This window comes from Bradyrhizobium sp. SZCCHNR1098, from assembly GCF_032489375.1.
In the GTDB taxonomy this organism is placed as follows: domain Bacteria; phylum Pseudomonadota; class Alphaproteobacteria; order Rhizobiales; family Xanthobacteraceae; genus Bradyrhizobium.
Genome location: NZ_JAUEXY010000005.1, coordinates 362047 through 379614 on the forward strand (window position 1 = coordinate 362047; position 17568 = coordinate 379614).

General features: G+C 65.1%; 16 protein-coding genes. 5 read left to right on the forward strand and 11 right to left on the reverse strand.

Annotated elements, in window-relative coordinates; genetic code table 11:
- Window positions 1-115: 115 nt before the first annotated feature.
- From QX135_RS14325 to QX135_RS14365, 9 genes are all read right to left on the reverse strand, one after another.
- On the reverse strand, window positions 116-1453 hold the full coding sequence (locus QX135_RS14325) for a sodium:proton antiporter (RefSeq protein ID WP_316160704.1): 1338 nt from the start codon (window positions 1451-1453) through the stop codon (window positions 116-118).
- Window positions 1454-1547: 94 nt separating this feature from the next.
- Entirely contained in the window at window positions 1548-2348 is an 801-nt protein-coding gene (locus tag QX135_RS14330) for an alpha/beta hydrolase (RefSeq protein WP_315779296.1), read from the reverse strand.
- An 18-nt stretch (window positions 2349-2366) separates the two neighbouring features.
- Window positions 2367-3764, reverse strand: a complete 1398-nt coding sequence (locus QX135_RS14335; protein WP_315812883.1) for an NAD(P)(+) transhydrogenase (Re/Si-specific) subunit beta — start codon at window positions 3762-3764, stop codon at window positions 2367-2369.
- A 45-nt stretch (window positions 3765-3809) separates the two neighbouring features.
- Window positions 3810-4127 carry a proton-translocating transhydrogenase family protein gene (locus QX135_RS14340; protein WP_172109941.1) on the reverse strand — a complete coding sequence of 106 codons (318 nt, stop codon included), beginning with the start codon at window positions 4125-4127 and terminating at the stop codon, window positions 3810-3812.
- 11 nt (window positions 4128-4138) lie between these two features.
- Window positions 4139-5266 carry a Re/Si-specific NAD(P)(+) transhydrogenase subunit alpha gene (locus QX135_RS14345; protein ID WP_316181073.1) on the reverse strand — a complete coding sequence of 376 codons (1128 nt, stop codon included), beginning with the start codon at window positions 5264-5266 and terminating at the stop codon, window positions 4139-4141.
- A gap of 140 nt (window positions 5267-5406) precedes the next feature.
- Complete coding sequence (locus tag QX135_RS14350; RefSeq protein WP_315736334.1) at window positions 5407-5559, reverse strand: aa3-type cytochrome c oxidase subunit IV; 153 nt, start codon at window positions 5557-5559, stop codon at window positions 5407-5409.
- 105 nt (window positions 5560-5664) lie between these two features.
- Window positions 5665-6060 carry a type II toxin-antitoxin system death-on-curing family toxin gene (locus QX135_RS14355; RefSeq protein WP_315736333.1) on the reverse strand — a complete coding sequence of 132 codons (396 nt, stop codon included), beginning with the start codon at window positions 6058-6060 and terminating at the stop codon, window positions 5665-5667.
- Window positions 6057-6281 carry a MazE family transcriptional regulator gene (locus QX135_RS14360; protein ID WP_015664446.1) on the reverse strand — a complete coding sequence of 75 codons (225 nt, stop codon included), beginning with the start codon at window positions 6279-6281 and terminating at the stop codon, window positions 6057-6059. Before QX135_RS14360 ends, QX135_RS14355 begins: the two co-directional genes overlap by 4 nt.
- An 81-nt stretch (window positions 6282-6362) precedes the next feature.
- The gene (locus QX135_RS14365; RefSeq protein WP_316181070.1) at window positions 6363-8342 is read right to left on the reverse strand and encodes a M3 family oligoendopeptidase; all 1980 of its coding nucleotides are present in this window, start codon (window positions 8340-8342) and stop codon (window positions 6363-6365) included.
- Window positions 8343-8462: 120 nt separating this feature from the next.
- Between QX135_RS14365 and QX135_RS14370 the strand changes: the two genes are divergently transcribed.
- The 3 genes from QX135_RS14370 (at window position 8463) to QX135_RS14380 (ending at window position 14326) form a co-directional block, all read left to right on the forward strand.
- Window positions 8463-9956: a sigma-54 dependent transcriptional regulator gene (locus QX135_RS14370; protein WP_316181068.1), complete on the forward strand. Its 1494-nt coding sequence runs from the start codon at window positions 8463-8465 to the stop codon at window positions 9954-9956.
- Window positions 9957-10342: 386 nt separating this feature from the next.
- A complete protein-coding gene (locus QX135_RS14375; RefSeq protein WP_316181203.1) occupies window positions 10343-12400 on the forward strand; it encodes a murein L,D-transpeptidase in 2058 nt (685 codons plus the stop codon).
- 270 nt (window positions 12401-12670) lie between these two features.
- Window positions 12671-14326 carry a DUF882 domain-containing protein gene (locus tag QX135_RS14380; RefSeq protein WP_316181067.1) on the forward strand — a complete coding sequence of 552 codons (1656 nt, stop codon included), beginning with the start codon at window positions 12671-12673 and terminating at the stop codon, window positions 14324-14326.
- Window positions 14327-14474: 148 nt separating this feature from the next.
- Here the strand turns inward: QX135_RS14380 and QX135_RS14385 are convergent, their stop codons facing one another.
- Together QX135_RS14385 and QX135_RS14390 are read right to left on the reverse strand one after the other, a co-directional pair.
- A complete protein-coding gene (locus tag QX135_RS14385) occupies window positions 14475-14750 on the reverse strand; it encodes a DUF2312 domain-containing protein (RefSeq protein ID WP_008961835.1) in 276 nt (91 codons plus the stop codon).
- Window positions 14751-15040: 290 nt separating this feature from the next.
- Complete coding sequence (locus tag QX135_RS14390) at window positions 15041-15337, reverse strand: DUF1244 domain-containing protein (RefSeq protein WP_315736329.1); 297 nt, start codon at window positions 15335-15337, stop codon at window positions 15041-15043.
- Between the two features lie 200 nt (window positions 15338-15537).
- Between QX135_RS14390 and QX135_RS14395 the strand changes: the two genes are divergently transcribed.
- Both QX135_RS14395 and pyk read left to right on the forward strand, forming a co-directional pair.
- Complete coding sequence (locus tag QX135_RS14395; protein ID WP_315736328.1) at window positions 15538-16134, forward strand: DUF1036 domain-containing protein; 597 nt, start codon at window positions 15538-15540, stop codon at window positions 16132-16134.
- Window positions 16131-17567: a pyruvate kinase gene (gene pyk, locus QX135_RS14400; RefSeq protein ID WP_316181065.1), complete on the forward strand. Its 1437-nt coding sequence runs from the start codon at window positions 16131-16133 to the stop codon at window positions 17565-17567. Before QX135_RS14395 ends, pyk begins: the two co-directional genes overlap by 4 nt.
- Window position 17568 lies beyond the last annotated feature (1 nt).

Here is a 17568-nt window from a genome sequence, read left to right on the forward strand (position 1 = left end):
GATTCGCGTCCTTCGATCCGTTCTGTCCGACTATGCGCGACAGCGAGGCGATCGTCACGCGGTCCGGCCGTGACAGGGTCAACCAGGGCGGTCTCTGAAAGTGCCGTCGATCAGGTCAATGCGGGCTGAGCAGCGGATGGATCGGAAGCACGGTCAGCAGCACGAACAGCGGAATGAGGACGGCACCTGCCCGCAGCATGTAGCCGAAGAAACTCGGCATCTTGATGCCGCGCTCATTGGCGATCGCTGCGACCATGAAGTTCGGCGCGTTTCCAATGTAGGTCAGCGCACCCATGTAGACGGCGCCCATCGAGATCGCCGCCAGCGTGCCCGAGAGTTCGCCCATCAGCACCTTGGGATCGCCGCCCGCCAATTCGAAGAACAAGAGATAGGTCGGGGCATTGTCGAGGAAGGCCGACATCAGCCCCGTGAACCAGAAATAGGCGACCTCTCTCGGCGCGCCGGCGGGTGTCGTCACGGCATCCAAGAGCCAGCCGAACGAGCCACTGCGCCCCGCGTTCAGCATGGCGATGACCGGGACGATCGCGGTGAAGATCGCCGCGAACAGCTTGGCGACCTCTCGGATCGGCTCCCAGTTGAACCCGTTCGCCTCGCGGTGCTCGTCCGGCGTGAGCCAGAGCGACAGGCCGGCGATCGCCACGAGGATGGCATCGCGCACGAGGTTCTGAAGCTCGACATGCGTGCCGAAGACGTCGAAGGAGATGCCTGGCTTCCAGGTCGCCGAGAGCAGCGTATTGGCAACGATCGCGGCGATCAGAACGATATTGATGAGGCCGCGAATGCGCACCGGCTCCTTCGCTACGAACGCTTGCGACGCAAGCTTCTCCGCTCGGAAGCGCCACCAGTCGATAGCGGCAAAGACGATGAGCAGCAATCCGGCGACGATCGCGGTCTGCAGCCAGAGGTGTTGCGTCGTCCAGAAGAAATCGACGCCGCGCAGAAAGCCGACGAACAGCGGCGGATCGCCCAGAGGGCTGAGCGCGCCACCGACATTGGCAGCCAGGATGATGAAGAAGACCAGCACGTGCACGTTGTGCGGCCGCGTCAGATTGGCGCGGATCAGCGGACGCACCAGGATCATCGCGGCGCCCGTCGTGCCGACCACGCTCGCGATGATCGTGCCGAGAGCCAGGATGGCCGTATTGGTCGCCGGCGTACCTCTGATGTCGCCGGTCACCAGGATGCCGCCGGCGACGGTGTAGAGCGCAAACAGCAGCACGATGAAGCTGAGATACTCCGCGAGCAGCGCGTGGATGAAGGACGCGAGCGAGACCGCCAGTCCCGCCTGCCAGGTCAGCGCCGCCAGCGTCACCACGGCCCATGCCAAGGCGATCTTGCCGTAATGATGATGCCAGAGGCGGGCAAACAGCAGCGGGCCGAGCGCGATCGACAGCAGCAATCCCGCAAACGGCAGCGCGAACGGCCAGGTCATCGCAGCGCCATCGAGGCCGGCGGCGGCATACGCGGGGATCGGCGGACCTGCGACGATCGCGACTACAAGCAGAGCCGGCCACCGACCGAGGACATTACGGGCTGTCGATGAAACTCTTGGCCGTACCTGTCGCACCGTAGAAATCCAGATCATTATGTCCGCCGTCGGGAAACCGTACGAAGCGCTTGGGGTCATGCGCAAGCGCGAACAATCGTTCCCCGAAGCGGATCGGAATCCCCGGATCTTTGGCGCCATGCATGATCAGCAGCGGCACATGCACCTTGGCGATGCGCTGATCGGATTGGAAGCGGTCGCGCATCAGCAGGCTGACGGGAACCACTTTGAGCATGTCGGAGGCGACGTCGACCGTGGACGTATAGGGCGCCTCCAGGATCAGCCTGGCCATGGGACGCTCAGCGGCGATCGCGGCGGCCACGCCGCTGCCCAGTGAAAAGCCCCAAGCCACGATGCGCTCCGCCGCGTAGCGCTCGCGCGTGAAGGCATAGGCGGCTGCGGCATCCTGAAGCAGCCCCTGCTCACTGGGGTTGCCGCTCGAGCCTGCATAACCGCGATAGGACAGCGCGACGAGGCCGGTCCCGTCGGAGGTCAGCGCCTTGAAGCGCGAGACCACACCGGCGAGGAAGTCGCCATTGCCTGGGAAATACAGCACGACCTTGCGGCCGGGCTGCGCCGGCACATGCCAGGCGATGACCTTCTCGCCGTCGGCCGAGGTCAGCACGTGCTCTTCAGCCTGCGGAAATCCGGCCGCGTCCGGCGCGGTGCGACCGACCGGCGGGATCGGAAACAGCATCGCGCGCTGGCGCATGAACAGCACGGCAAGCACGGTGGCGTAGATCGCCACCACGACGATCAGGAGCCATTTCAGGACCGCCATGGCTCCCAATAATGCCAGCTACATGCCCTTGACGATGTTCTCGGTCATCTTCTTGGCGTCGCCGAGCAGCATCATCGTGTTGTCGCGGTAGAACAGCGGATTGTCGATGCCGGCATAGCCCGAGGCGAGCGAGCGCTTGATGAACATCACGGTGCCGGCCTTCCAGACCTGCAGCACCGGCATGCCGTAGATCGGCGAGGACTTGTCCTCCTCAGCCGCCGGGTTGGTGACATCGTTGGCGCCGATCACGAAGGCGACGTCGGCCTGGGCGAATTCCGAGTTGATGTCCTCGAGCTCGAACACCTCGTCATAGGGGACGTTGGCCTCGGCGAGCAGCACGTTCATGTGGCCGGGCATGCGGCCCGCGACCGGATGAATGGCGTACTTCACCTCGACACCTTCCTTCTTCAGCGTGTCGGCCATCTCGCGCAGCGCGTGCTGGGCCTGGGCCACGGCCATGCCGTAGCCGGGCACGATGATCACCTTCGAGGCGTTCTTCATGATGAAGGCCGCGTCGTCGGCCGAGCCGAGCTTGGCCGGCTTCTGCTCACCGGTACCACCGCCGGCCGCTGCGGTCTCGCCGCCGAAGCCGCCGAGGATGACCGAGATGAAGGACCGGTTCATCGCATGGCACATGATGTAGGACAGGATCGCACCGGACGAGCCGACCAGCGCGCCGGTGATGATCAGCGCCGAATTGCCGAGCGTGAAGCCGATACCCGCCGCGGCCCAGCCCGAATAGGAGTTCAGCATCGAGATCACGACCGGCATGTCGGCGCCGCCGATCGGGATGATCATGAGCACGCCGAGCGCCAGCGCCAGCAGCGTCACCATCAGGAAGTCGAACCCGCCGCCCGTCATCACCAGACGGACCACGAAGAAGACGAGCGCAACGGCGAGCGCAATGTTGATCATGTGGCGCGCCGGCAGGATGATCGGCGCGCCGCTCATCCGTGCCGAGAGCTTCAGGAAGGCGATGACCGAGCCGGTGAAGGTCAGCGCGCCGATGGCGACGCCGAGCGACATTTCGACCAGGCTCTGCGGATGGATGTTGCCGGGCGTACCGATGTCGAAGGCTTCGGGCGCAAAGAACGCGCCGGCGGCGACCAGCACCGCGGCCATGCCGACCAGCGAGTGGAACGCCGCCACGAGCTCGGGCATCGACGTCATCGGCACCCGGCGCGCGATCACCGCACCGATGCCGCCGCCGATCGCAACGCCGAGGATCACGAGGATCCAGGCGATCGCATCTGCTGGTGGATGCCCGGCCAGCGTGGTCGCGACCGCAATCGCCATGCCGGCCATGCCGAAGAAGTTGCCTTGCCGGCTGGAGGCCGGACTCGACAGCCCGCGAAGAGACAGGATGAACAGCACACCTGCCACGAGATAAAGGAGTGCCGACAGATTGGCGTTCATTGCAGATGCCCCGTTGTGCCTGTCATCCCGCGTCGTGCGGCGTTGTTACTTGGACTTCTTCTTGTACATCGCCAGCATGCGCTGGGTGACGAGGAAGCCGCCGAAGATGTTCACGCAGGCGAAGATCAGCGCGACGAAGCCGAACGCCCGTGCCAGACCGCTGCCGCTCGACAGCATGGGAACGCCGACCGCCAGCAGCGCGCCGACCACGATCACCGAGGAGATCGCATTGGTCACCGACATCAGCGGCGTGTGCAGGGCCGGCGTCACCGACCACACCACGAAGTAGCCGACGAACACCGCCAGCACGAAGATCGACAGCCGGAAGACGAAGGGGTCGACGGCTTGGACGACATGTTCCATGGCTCTGCTCCTTAGGGCTTCGGCTGGAAGTTCGGGTGGACGATGGCGCCATCCTTTGTCAAAGCCGTGGCCTTGACCAGTTCGTCGTCCCAGTTGACCGCCAGTGTCTTTTCCTTCTTGTCGATCATCGTCTCGATGAAGGAAAACAGGTTGCGGGCGTAGAGACCGGAGGCGGAAGCTGCGACCCGGCCGGCGAGATTGGGGTAGCCGATGATCTTGACGCCGTCGATCTCGACGGTCTCGCCCAGCTTGACGCCCTCGACATTGCCGCCGCGCTCGACCGCGAGGTCGACCAGCACCGAGCCCGGGCGCATCGACTTCACCATCTCCATGGTGACGAGGCGCGGCGCCGGACGGCCGGGAATCAGCGCCGTGGTGATGATGACGTCCTGCTTCTTGATGTGTTCCGCCGTCAGCGCCGCCTGCTTGGCCTGGTACTCCTTGGACATCTCCTTGGCGTAGCCGCCGGCCGTCTGGGCGTTCTTGAACTCCTCGTCCTCGACCGCGAGGAACTTGGCGCCGAGGCTCTCCACCTGCTCCTTGGTGGCCGGTCGCACGTCGGTCGCAGAGACCATGGCGCCGAGCCGGCGCGCGGTCGCGATCGCCTGCAGGCCGGCGACGCCGACGCCCATCACGAACACCTTGGTCGCCGGCACGGTGCCGGCCGCGGTCATCATCATCGGGAAGGCGCGGCCGAAGGCCTCGGCGCCCTCGATCACGGCGCGGTAGCCGGCGAGGTTGGCCTGGCTCGACAGCACGTCCATCACCTGGGCGCGGGTGATGCGCGGCATCAGCTCCATCGCGAAGGAGGCAATGCCGGCATCGGCCATGGCCTTGAGCGCCGCGTCATTGCCGTAGGGGTCCATGATCGCGAACACCAAGGCGCCGCGCCGGTAGTTGGCGAGTTCGGAGGCTTCCGGCCGCTTCACCTTGATGATGATGTCGGCATCCTTGAGCGCGTCCGCGCTCACGGTTGCGCCCGCCGCCGTGAATTCCGAGTCCGGCAGGCCGGATTTGATGCCGGCGCCGGGCTCGACCGCGATCTCGGCACCCAACGCCTTGAACTTCTTCACCGTGTCGGGAGAGGCGGCAACCCGCGGCTCCAACGGGTCGATTTCCTTGGCGACGGCAATCTTCATGAGGCCTCCGGCGCGAATGCGCGCGCGAGCTTTAAGAGGGCGGGACGTCCATGGGCTACAGCATGACGCCAAGTTAGCACTTGGCTTCGGCAGTCAGCTGAAGGCCCGCCGGCGGGGATGCCGGCGGGCCGAGAGCGACATTAAGCGAGGAAAATAGCCATCAAGATGACGATGAGAGCGACGCTGATCGTGCCGTACTTCACCAGCTTGATGAAGCCCTCGTAGGTGGCCTCATGCGCCACATAGTCGTTGCCGTCAGCCGTCGAGTAGGCGATCTCGCCATGGTTTGCCATCGGGGTCCCCCAGAGAAATATGCTTTGTTAAGGTCGCATACCCCAAAGCCGATGCAAGGGCAACGGCTGGCATGCAAGGCAGTTTTATCGCGTTTTCCGATCGCCCTATTGGCGAGGCCAATTGTCACGGATCCAGCGCGTCAGGCTGGCCTCGCTGACCTCGCCGGCAGCGAGGGCGAGGATCATGGCGGTGGCCTGAGCCGGCTCGGGCGCGAACGCGATTTCGTTTCTCCGCAGAAACGTCATCATCGCCATGAAGGCGATCCGCCTATTGCCGTCTACGAAAGCGTGGTTCTTGGCCAGTCCGAATGCATAGGCTGCGGCAAGCTCGGGAAGCGTCGCCTGCTCATAGCTCCATTTGTTAATGGGCCGCTCCAGGGCCGAGCGGAGCATGCCCTCGTCGCGCGGCCCGGGCGCGCCGCCGAAGCGGCGCAACTGTCGGGCGTGGATCGCGACGGCCTGCTCGTAGGTGATCCAAAGCGGCCCCTGCTGCTCGCTCATTTGGCGAGCGCGGCCAGGGTGTCGCGATACTCATCCATGATCTCGTCCGCGATCTCCATCGTCCGCTCGAAATCCGGATCATAGGGCAGCGCCTGGAAGCCGCCGCCGGGCAATTCGACGATGTGCAGTTGCTGACCGCGTTTGAGATCGAGCCGCTGCATCAGTTCGCGCGGCAACAGCAGGCCGTCGGAATTGCCGATCTTCTTGATTTCGATCTTCATAGCAGGCCGCTCCGAAAAAGAGGCGCGTTATACAAATGTATAACGCGCCTCTTCAATCCGTTCAACAAATGTTTTACGCCCCTACCCCATCGCCTCCAGCTCGTCGATCATGCCGGCGATGACTGAGAGACCGCCGTCCCAGAATTTGGGGTCCTTGGCGTCCAGGCCGAACGGCTTGAGCAGTTCGGAATAATGCTTGGTGCCGCCGGCCGCGAGCATCGCCAGATAGCGCTCGGCAAACCCCTCGGCGGCGTGCTCGTAGACCGCATAGAGCGAGTTCACGAGGCAGTCGCCGAACGCATAGGCGTAGACGTAGAACGGCGAATGGATGAAGTGCGGGATGTACATCCAGAAGTTTTCGTAGCCCGGCTTGATCTCGATCGCCTCGCCGAGGCTCTCGGTCTGCACCGACAGCCAGAGCTGTCCGAGTCGCTCCGCGGTCAGCTCGCCGTTCTTGCGCTCGGTATGCACGGCGCGCTCGAACGAATAGAACGCGATCTGCCGCACCACGGTGTTGATCATGTCCTCGACCTTGCCGGCGAGCAGCGCCTGGCGCTGCCTGGCGTCCTTGGTCTCGGATAGCAGCCGCTTGAACGTCAGCATCTCGCCGAACACGCTCGCGGTCTCCGCCAAGGTCAGCGGCGTCGGCGCCATCAGCGCGCCTTGCCTCGCCGCCAGCACCTGGTGCACGCCGTGGCCGAGCTCATGCGCGAGCGTCATCACGTCGCGCGGCTTGCCCTGGTAGTTCATCAGCACATAGGGATGCGCCGAGGGCGTGGTCGGATGCGAGAACGCGCCCGGCGCCTTGCCCGGCCGCACCGGCGCATCGATCCAGCTCTGGTCGAAGAAGCGCTGCGCGATGTCGGCCATCTCGGGCGAGAAGCCGTGATACGCCGTCAACACCATGCTCTTCGCCTCCGGCCAGGCGATGGTGGCATTGGCCGCGAAGGGCAGCGGCGCATTGCGGTCCCAATGCGCGAGCTTCTTCTTTTTGAACCAGCGCGCCTTGAGCTGGTAGTAGCGATGCGACAGCTTCGGATAGGACGCGCGTACCGACGCTACCAGCGCATCGACCACCTCGCGCTCGACGCGATTGTTCAAGTGGCGGGAGTCGGCGACATCCTGGAAACCGCGCCAGCGGTCCGAGATGTCCTTGTCCTTGGCGAGCGTGTTGGTGATCAGCGCGAAGGTGCGCTCATTGGCCTTGAACGTCTTGGCCAGCGCTTCGGCTGCGGCCTTGCGCTTGGCGCCGTCGCGGTCCTGCAGGAAATTCAGCGTCGGCTCGATCGCGAGCTCCTTACCTCCGACCTGAAACCGCAGGCCAGCGATGGTCTGGTCGAACAACCTGTTCCAAGCCGAATAGCCGGTCTGCGATTTTTCGTGGAACAGCTGCTCGACGCGGTCCTCGAGCTGATACGGCTTGTCCTTGCGCAGGTCCTCGATCCACGGCCGGTAATGGCCGAGCGCGGGCGTCTCCATCGCGCGCTCGATCACGGCGTCGTCGATGCGGTTGAGCTCGAGCGGGAAAAACAGCAGATGCGTCGACGCCGCCGTGAGCCGCTCCGAGATGTCGCCGTAGAATTTGGAGATCGCCGGATCGACGCTGTCGCCGGCATGCGCAAGACCGGCGAACGAACCGAGCCTCCCGGCGAGATCGTCGATCGCCTCGTAGCGCCGCACGGCTTCTGCGAGCCATTCGCCGCCACCCTCGCGCGCCACATGCTCGGCGAGCTTGCCCTTGTAGTCGGTCTCAAACGCGACGCATTCGGAATCCATCTTCGCGAGATCGTGAGCGATCTCAGGGGCGTCGATGCCCATATAGAGGTCGCCGAGATTCCATTCGGGCAGCACGCCGATGCCGGCCTTTGCCGCGACGGCCTTCTTTGCCGGTTTGGCCGATGATTTGGCCGTCGCACCGCGCGCAGCCTTGACCTCTACCGGCTTCGGCTTTGACGCGGGCTTCTTGGCCGGCTTGGCCTTGTTGGATTTGGTCTTGGCGGATTTGGTCTGAGGGGCGGATCTGGTCGGCTTGCGAAGGGCAGAAGAAGCGCGCGAGGTCATCGGATGGGTAACCTGTTGTTCGAACGTGTATCCCGATCAGCGAGGTTTAAGGTTGCGTTAATCGGCGTCGGCGAGAGTGCCCCGATTCGAGACAGATAGTCGTAGCGTGCAAGGAAAGCCATGGCTGCCAGCATTTTGATTGCCGATGATGATCCGGTCCAGCGCCGGCTGGTGGAGAACATGGTGCAGAAATGCGGCTACGAGGCGGTCGTCGTCGAGACCGGCGATGCCGTCATCGAGAAGCTGACGAATCCTGATGCCGGCCCCATCGACGCCATCGTGCTCGATCTCGTGATGCCCGGCCTCGACGGCATGGGTGTCCTCTCCAAGATGCGCGAGATGGGGATCTCGATACCCGTGATCGTGCAGACCGCGCATGGCGGCATCGACAACGTCGTCTCCGCAATGCGCGCCGGCGCGCAGGACTTCGTCGTCAAACCGGTCGGCATCGAGCGGCTCCAGGTCTCGTTGCGTAATGCGCTCAATACCTCGGCCTTGAAGGGCGAGTTGCAGCGCATCCGGCACAGCCGCGAAGGGCGCCTGACCTTCGCCGACATCATCACCCGCGCGGAGGCGATGGCGCCGATCCTGCGCATCGCCGAGAAGGCCGCGGCCTCGTCGATCCCGGTGCTGATCGAAGGCGAATCAGGCGTCGGCAAGGAGCTGTTCGCCCGCGCCATCCACGGCACCAGCGAGCGCAAGACGAAACCGTTCGTTGCCGTCAATTGCGGCGCGATCCCGGACAATCTGGTGGAATCGATCCTGTTCGGTCACGAGAAGGGCGCATTCACCGGCGCGACCGAGCGTCACATGGGCAAGTTCGTCGAAGCCCATGGCGGCACGCTGTTCCTCGATGAGGTCTCGGAGCTGCCGCTCACCGCCCAGGTCAAGCTGCTGCGCGCCCTGCAGGAGGGCGCCGTGGAAGCCGTCGGCGGCCGCAAGCCGGTCAAGGTCGACGTCCGCATCATCTCGGCGACCAATCGCAGGCTGCTTGACCGCGTCAAGGAGGGCCACTTCCGCGAGGATCTGTTCTACCGGCTGCATGTGCTGCCGCTCACCGTTCCGCCGCTACGCACCCGCCGCGAGGACATCCCGCATCTGTTGCGGCATTTCCTCGCGCGGTTTGCGGCTGAGGAGAACCGCGCCATTTCGGGCATCGCCGGCGAGGCCGTCGCCTATCTGACCAAGCTCGACTGGCCCGGCAATATCCGCCAGTTGGAAAACGCGGTCTACCGCGCCGTCGTCATGGGCGAGAGTGACCAGCTCGGCGTGGCCGATTTTCCGCTGATTCCCACCCACGCACCGCCGGTGGAGCCTGCGCCGGTCCTCACCGTGGAGCGGCCTGTTCCGGCGCTGCCTGCGATGGTGCCGGGAAGTGAAGTCCCCATTGCCCCTCTGCCCTCGCACGGGTTCCTGCCGCTGCTCACCGCAAGCGGCGAGGTGCGGCCGCTCGAGGAGATGGAGCATGAGATCATCCGTTTCGCCATCGCCCATTACCGCGGCCAGATGTCGGAGGTGGCGCGCCGCCTCAAAATCGGACGCTCGACGCTCTACCGCAAGCTCGACGAAGCCAATGACGAGACCCCCGCGACGGAAAGCCCGCCGTTCGGCTGAGCCGCTCGGATCCGCACCATGGTTGCGCTTGGCTGTCGTCCGAAAAAGGCCGCAAGTCTTGGCAACACTGGAACATCTGAACCGTTGCCTTGCGGTGACAGACAAAGGAAATAACGCGTGGCACAAACGCACGATCGGTTTGGCCGGGGTTTCCCAAGAGTCAGTTTGTCGTGAGTTGTCCCGTGTGGCGCTGGCCGCAGAAATGGGGCTTGAGTATCGTTTGGGCGTGAATCATTGCGTGCAGATGTGAACCATCCTCACAGGCGGTACCCGCGCCGAAGCTGGCGGATCGACCTTGTTACCCCTGTTCCAGCCGGGACAGATCATCCGAGGGATTGATGATGCGAGATTGTGTGACCACCCGTGGCGGATATGACCGCGTGCTCATGGCTGTCGCGGCGACCTTCCTCGCGGTGTCCTCGACCTCTGCTTTCGCCCAGAGCGGTCCGCCCCGCAACAGCGCGGCCGAGCTCGCCATCGATGCGGCGATCCCGTTCCCCGAGCCGGCCAACGTGCCGCCGCCGACCGCCAGTGACTTCAAACTCGACACCACCGCCACCGTGTCGCCCGACCAGGCCAAGTCGCCCGAGACGACGACCAAGCCGCTCGACTCTGCCGCGGCGCCTGCGGCCGATCCCGCCAAGACCGTCGCCACGCCGCCGGCAGCGGCCCCTGCGACCGCGACAGTCCCAGACCAGGTCAAGGCCGCCAGCACCGTTCCCGCCGCCGACCAGCCCGTTGCCGACCGTCTGCGCGACCTGATGGCGAGCAAGGCGACAAGGTATTTCGACCGCAAGGCCGAACGCGCCGCCGTCGAGAAATTCTACACCGGCCGCGACTACGCGCCGATCTGGACCCAGGGCGGCAATCTGACAGCCGCCGCGAAGGGCGTCATCGCCCGTCTCAGGGATGCAGCAGCCGATGGCCTCAATCCCGGCGACTATCCGGTGCCGGATTTCGCAGCCGCAGCCTCCGCACCGGACGCGCTGGCGGAGGCGGATCTCAGACTCACCGAGAGCATGATGGACTACGCGCGCCAGGCGCAGAGCGGCCGCATGCACTGGTCGCAGGTCTCAGCGGATATCCAATATCCCGAGCATCCGATCGACCCCAACGAGGTGCTCGCCAACGTCACCGGCGCGAAGGATGCCTCCACGGCGCTGGCGAGCTACAACCCGCCGCACAAGCTCTACAAGCTGCTGAAGGCCAAGCTCGCCGAGCTGCGCGGCGTCAGCGACGGCGCGCCTGTTATCATCGACGACGGCCAGCCGCTGAAATACGCCCCTGCCCGCGGCAAGAATGCGCCGGAGGCCGAGGCGCAGATGTCCGACCCGCGCGTGCCCAAGCTGCGCGCCAAGCTCGGCATCACCGAGAACGCCGACGACATCCGCTATGACGCCAAGGTCGCCGCCGCCGTCCGCAAGTTCCAGGAAAGCGTCGACCTCAAGCCGACCGGGGTGCTCGACGACCGCACCGTGAAGGCGCTCAACACGCCCAAGCGCGACAAGCAGATCGATACGGTCCTCGTCAACATGGAGCGCTGGCGCTGGCTGCCGCGCGACCTCGGAGCGCCCGCGATCGGCGACGCTTATGTGATCCTCAACATCCCCGACTACACGCTGAAGGTGATGCAGCACGGCGCGCAGGTGTGGACCACCCGCGTGGTGACCGGCAAGCCGGGGCAGCATGCGACGCCGTTGCTCAGCGAGACGATGAAGTTCATCACGGTCAATCCGACCTGGAACGTGCCGCCGTCGATCATCTACAACGAGTATCTGCCGGCGTTGCAGCAGGATCCGACCGTGCTCGACCGCATGGGCCTGCGGCTGGAGCGCGCGCGCGACGGCTCGATCCACATCTCGCAGCCGCCGGGCGAGGCCAACGCGCTCGGCCGCATCCGCTTCAACTTCCCGAACAAGTTCCTGGTCTATCAGCACGACACGCCGGACAAGAACCTGTTCGCCCGTGACGAGCGCGCCTTCAGCCATGGCTGCATGCGCGTGCAGTATCCGGATCAGTACGCGTCGGTCCTGCTCAACATCACCATGCCGAACGAGCGCTACACGCCGGAGCGCATCCGCAGCATGTACGGCCGCAGCGAGATCGACTTGAAATTCCCGACGCCGATCCCGGTCAACATCACCTACCAGACCGCCTTCGTCGACGATGCCGGCAAGCTGCAATTCCGCAAGGACATCTACGGCCGCGACGCGACCATGATCTCGATCCTGAAGAACAGCCGCGGCAAGGATCTCGAGAACGTCGTCGCCCACGCCCAACCGAGCTACGCGCGTCCGAAGGGGCCGCTGCCGAACTCGGTCAACATCAGCGACAACAGCTTCTCCTCCGGCCCGAACTTCTTCGAGCGCCTGTTCGGAGGCGGCGGCCTGCCGACGCCGCCGGCGCCGGTCGGCCGCCCTGCCCGGCGGGTCTTCACCCGCTGATCAGGCCGCCGATCACGGTCAAAATTTCCATCTTGAGATCAAAGGCCTCGCCGATCGGCGGGGCCTTTGCTTTAGGTTAACCACAATGATCAACCAAGATTCGATGGCTCTTTTTCGCCACACTCAAGAGTATATGTTAAGGGTAATTGGGGGGCGGGTCGGTCAGTATCCCTTAACCATCCCGCCTTAGGTAAGCGTTTCCTCTCTCTTCCGCCGGACGGGCCGCAAGAGGGTCATCGAGTAAACGCTCGTCGACGGGGTGGCTGCATCTTGCTGTCTGTTTTCGCGCGCCAATCTGTTTCGCTCACGAGGGCGGGTTGGAAGGCTGGATGCCAATGCGGGCTGGCGGCGCTGCTGCTGCTCATCGGCGCCGGCTCGGTGCATGACGCGGCGGCGCTGAATGAAACCCACACCCTCTCCTTCCACCACACCCATTCCGGCGAGGACCTGACGGTCACCTTCAAGCGCGAGGGCCGCTATGACGAAGACGCGCTGAAGAAGCTCAATCACTTCCTCCGCGACTGGCGTACCCAGGACGAGACGGTCATGGACCGCCGCCTGTTCGACATCCTCTGGGAGGTCTATCGCGACGTCGACGCCAAGCATCCGATCCAGATCATCTCGTCGTACCGGTCGCCCGCCACCAACTCGATGCTGCGCCGTCGCTCGGCGCATTCCGGGGTGGCGCGGCACAGCCAGCACATGCTGGGCCACGCGATGGATTTCTACATTCCCAACGTGCCGCTGGAGCAGATCCGCTTCGCCGGCCTGCGCCTGCAGCGCGGCGGCGTCGGCTTCTACCCGACTTCCGGCTCGCCCTTCGTGCACCTCGACACCGGCAACATCCGGCACTGGCCGCGGATGACGGCTGACCAGCTCGCCCGCGTGTTCCCGGACGGCAAGACCGTTCACGTGCCGAGCAACGGCGTTCCTCTCAAGGGCTATGAGCTGGCCAAGGCCGAGATCGAGAAACGCGGCAACGGCGATGACGCGTCGTCCAGCCGCCCCAACCTGTTTGCACGGCTGTTCCGCGGTCGTCCGAGCGAGGATGACGAGGAGTCTGGCGAGAGCGAGAGCAAGGCCGACGCCAAGCCGGTCCAGACTGCGGCACTCGCCGCGAAGCCGGCTGACAAGAGCTCCGACAAGGACGGCCGGACCGTCGAGCGATCGGTGGACAGCAAAGCCGCCACCACGCGCGGCAAGATCGCCAATGCCCTGCAGTTGGCCTCCGCGGATGCGCAATCTGCCGCTCAGCCCGCGGCGACCAAGCCGGAGACGAAGTCCGAAACGACAAGCGCCGTCGGCAGCAAATCCAGGGACGGCGCGCCGCAGAGCGTCGCCGACATCATCAATTCGCGCGGCTTCTGGGGTGACAATCCCGGCACGCCGAAGCAGGCCACCCCCGAGCAGGTTGCCGCGATCACGGCGCGCCGTGCGCTGTCATCGATCGATCAGCAGCAGACCGCAAGCCTGATGCAGGCCATGGCCTTCGCACCCCCGGCCTCCTCTCCGCTCGATCGCGCCAATGTCGCCTCCACGGCCCCCATCCCGGTGCGAAACTCCCGCCCGGCGACCCGCAGCGTCGCGCCGGTGCCTGAGGCCGCCCCGGCGGCCGCGAAGAACGGCCAAGGTCAGGACGGCGCCATCACGATGGCGACGCGAATCTCGGCAGCCAAGGGTCCCGATTCGACCTGGATGCGGGCCATCATGCTGACGCCGAGCGCGTCGTCATCGATGTCCGTGACGAAAATGGGCGACGTGGACCTCACCGTGATGCGCAGCTATTTCGTCAAGCCGCAGGTCGCGCTGGCGATGAGCTTCACCGCCGAGCCGACGCCGGGACTAAGCTACGATCAGTTCACAGGGCCGGCGATCGTCAAGCTCGAAACCAAATCCTTCGCCATGCGCGCGGCAGCCTTGCGCTGACGCCGCGGCAGCCGGTTCGTCGTTCTCCTCAGCATTGACGAGCTGGAGTGCAGCGTCGATGGCCGCATGCCGCCGGCGCGAACCGGGAGAAAGCGAATCCCCCGTCAGGGGCAGCCGAGGTCTCCTCCGGGTGAGCGAGGCCGGGTGCTCAGATCATTCCGAGCGCCTGCATATAGGTCTCGAGGATGCTTTCCTCTTCCTGGCGCTCGTTCGGGTCCTGCTTGCGCAGCCGAATGATCGTGCGCAGCGCCTTGACGTCGAAGCCATTGCCCTTGCTCTCGGCGTAGACGTCCTTGATGTCTTCGGAGATCGCCTTCTTCTCCTCCTCGAGACGCTCGATCCGCTCGATGATCGACTTGAGCTGGTCTACGGCAAAGCGGGTCGCGGGCGAGTCGTCGTCCTTCGCGGCGGCGGAGGTGGCCATCTGATACTCCTGAGTGGAACTCGTGTGTCCAAGGAAGGCGCCAAAGGGCGCTACATGTTCGCCGCGACCCTCAAATCTGGCGTGCCCCGCGTCAAGGCGACATCGCCCTCATCCACAGAGCGGCCCACATCTTGTTGGCCTGCGCAGCGTGAAGCCCACGCAAGCCGGCCGCGCCACTTGTGTTTCGTCACCATCCTGCGCAGGACCCGATTCGCCTTCAAAGCCCCTGCCAAGTCTGGGCTCGCGCGCGAAAGGCAGTAAAGCGCGTCTCCTGCGCGCTCGTTTCGGAATCAGTGGCCCGGATGCGCCTTCTTGAAGGCTTCGCGCTGCTCGGCGCTGGCCTCGCGCTGGTACTTCGCCTTCCATTCCTCGTAAGGCATGCCATAGACCGCCTCGCGGCTCTCGTCCTTGGTCATTGGCGCCCCCTGGGCGTCGGCGGCGTCCTTCAGCCAGTTGGAGAGGCAGTTGCGGCAGAACCCCGCCAGATTCATCAGATCGATGTTCTGAACGTCGGTTCTGGTCCGCAGATGCTCGACGAGCCGGCGAAAGGCGGCGGCTTCGAGTTCGGTCCGGGTGGTGCTGTCCATCGTCATCTCTTTGTTCCCTGTTCCGCGCCATGACGGATGTCTGCTATATAATGAGGCTTCGTCGCAGATTTGGCCATATCGGAGCGCCGTCAGGAGGAGCGAGGCGCTGGATCGCAGCGGCTTCGCACGAGATCGTCATGGCGTTGACAGCCGCAGCCAAGCCCAGCGACATCGTTCAACGGTTGATATAGCGTCGCGCAATGATCCCCAAAATCTCCTCTCTCCTGCATCGCAATCCCTTCCGCCCTGGCTACGGACTGCTTTCGCTGCTTGGGCTGGCCGCGCTCTGTCTGTCGTCCACTCCGGCGGCCGCCGATTTCCGGCTCTGCAACAACACCTCCAGCCGGGTCGGGATCGCCCTCGGCTACAAGGACGCTGAAGGCTGGACCACGGAAGGCTGGTGGAACGTGTCGTCACGCAGCTGCGAGACCCTTCTCAAGGGCACGCTGGTGGCGCGCTATTATTACATCTACGCGCTCGACTATGACCGCGGCGGTGAATGGTCGGGACAAGCCTTCATGTGCTCGCGCGACAAGGAATTCACCATCAAGGGCACCGACAATTGCCTGGCGCGTGGCTTCGACCGCACCGGCTTCTTCGAGGTCGACACCGGCGACCAGCGCGCCTGGACGGTGCAGCTCACGGAGGCCAATGAGCAGCCGGCGCAGCAGCGCGTGCCCGGAATTCCCGGTACGTTGGGACCCGGAGGCAACGTTCCAGGTCTGCCCAATGGGCCACAAGGTGCGCCGCCGGCAGCCGCACCGGCCCTGCCGCCAGGGCAAGCACCCAAGCCATGAGGCGGCTGCGACGCATCAAGATCCTCGCGACGCTCGGCCCCGCCTCCTCGGACAGCGCGATGATTCGCAAGCTGTTCGAGGCCGGGGCCGACATATTCAGGATCAACATGAGCCACACCCCGCACGACAAGCTGCGGGAGCTGGTGACGACGATCCGCAGCGTCGAAGCGAGCTACGGCCGCCCGATCGGCATTCTGGTCGATCTTCAGGGTCCGAAGCTCAGGCTCGGCACCTTCGCCGACGGCCCGGTTCAGCTCAACAACGGCCAGAGCTTCGTGCTCGATTCCGACAAGACACCGGGCGATGCGACGCGGGTCCATCTGCCGCATCCGGAAATCCTGGCCGCCCTGCAGCCGGGACATGCGCTGCTGCTGGATGACGGCAAGGTGCGGCTGATCGCCGAGGAGACCTCGCCAACCCGCGCCGTCACCCGGGTCGTGATCGGCGGCAGGATGTCCGACCGCAAGGGCGTGAGCCTGCCGGACACCGACCTGCCGGTCTCGGCGATGACGCCGAAGGACCGGGCCGACCTCGATGCAGCCTTGAACATCGGCATCGACTGGATCGCGCTGTCCTTCGTGCAGCGCGCCGACGACGTGCTGGAAGCCAAGAAGATCATCCGCGGCCGCGCGGCCGTGATGTCGAAGATCGAGAAGCCGCAGGCGATCGACCGGCTCAACGACATCGTCGACGTCTCCGATGCTTTGATGGTGGCGCGCGGCGACCTTGGCGTCGAGCTGCCGCTGGAGCGCGTGCCCGGCCTGCAGAAGCAGATGACGCGGCTGGCGCGCCGCGCCGGCAAGCCGGTGGTGGTCGCGACACAGATGCTGGAATCGATGATCCAGTCGCCGGTGCCGACGCGCGCCGAGGTCTCCGACGTCGCCACTGCGGTCTATGAAGGCGCCGACGCGATCATGCTGTCGGCCGAGTCGGCCGCCGGCAAATACCCGGTCGAGGCGGTCTCGACCATGAACCGCATTGGCGAGGAGGTCGAGCGCGACGTGGTCTATCGCTCGGTGATCGCGGCGCAGCGCCCCGAGCCGGAATCGACCGCGGGCGATGCGATCGCCGAAGCCGCACGCCGGATCGCCGAAAATCTCGATCTTCCTACGATCATCTGCTGGACCTCGTCCGGCTCCACCGCGATCCGCGTCGCGCGCGAGCGGCCGAAGCCGCCGGTGGTCGCGATCACCCCGAACCTGGCGACCGGACGCCGCTTGTCGGTCGTGTGGGGCGTGCACTGCGTGGTGGCCGAGGACGCGCGCGACCAGGACGACATGGTCGAGCGCGCCGGCTCGATCGCGTTCCGCGACGGCTTCGTCCGCGCCGGACAGCGCGTCATCATCGTCGCCGGCGTGCCGCTCGGCACACCCGGCACCACGAACATGGTGCGCATCGCCTATGTCGGGCCGTCGAGCGACGCCCATATCTGAG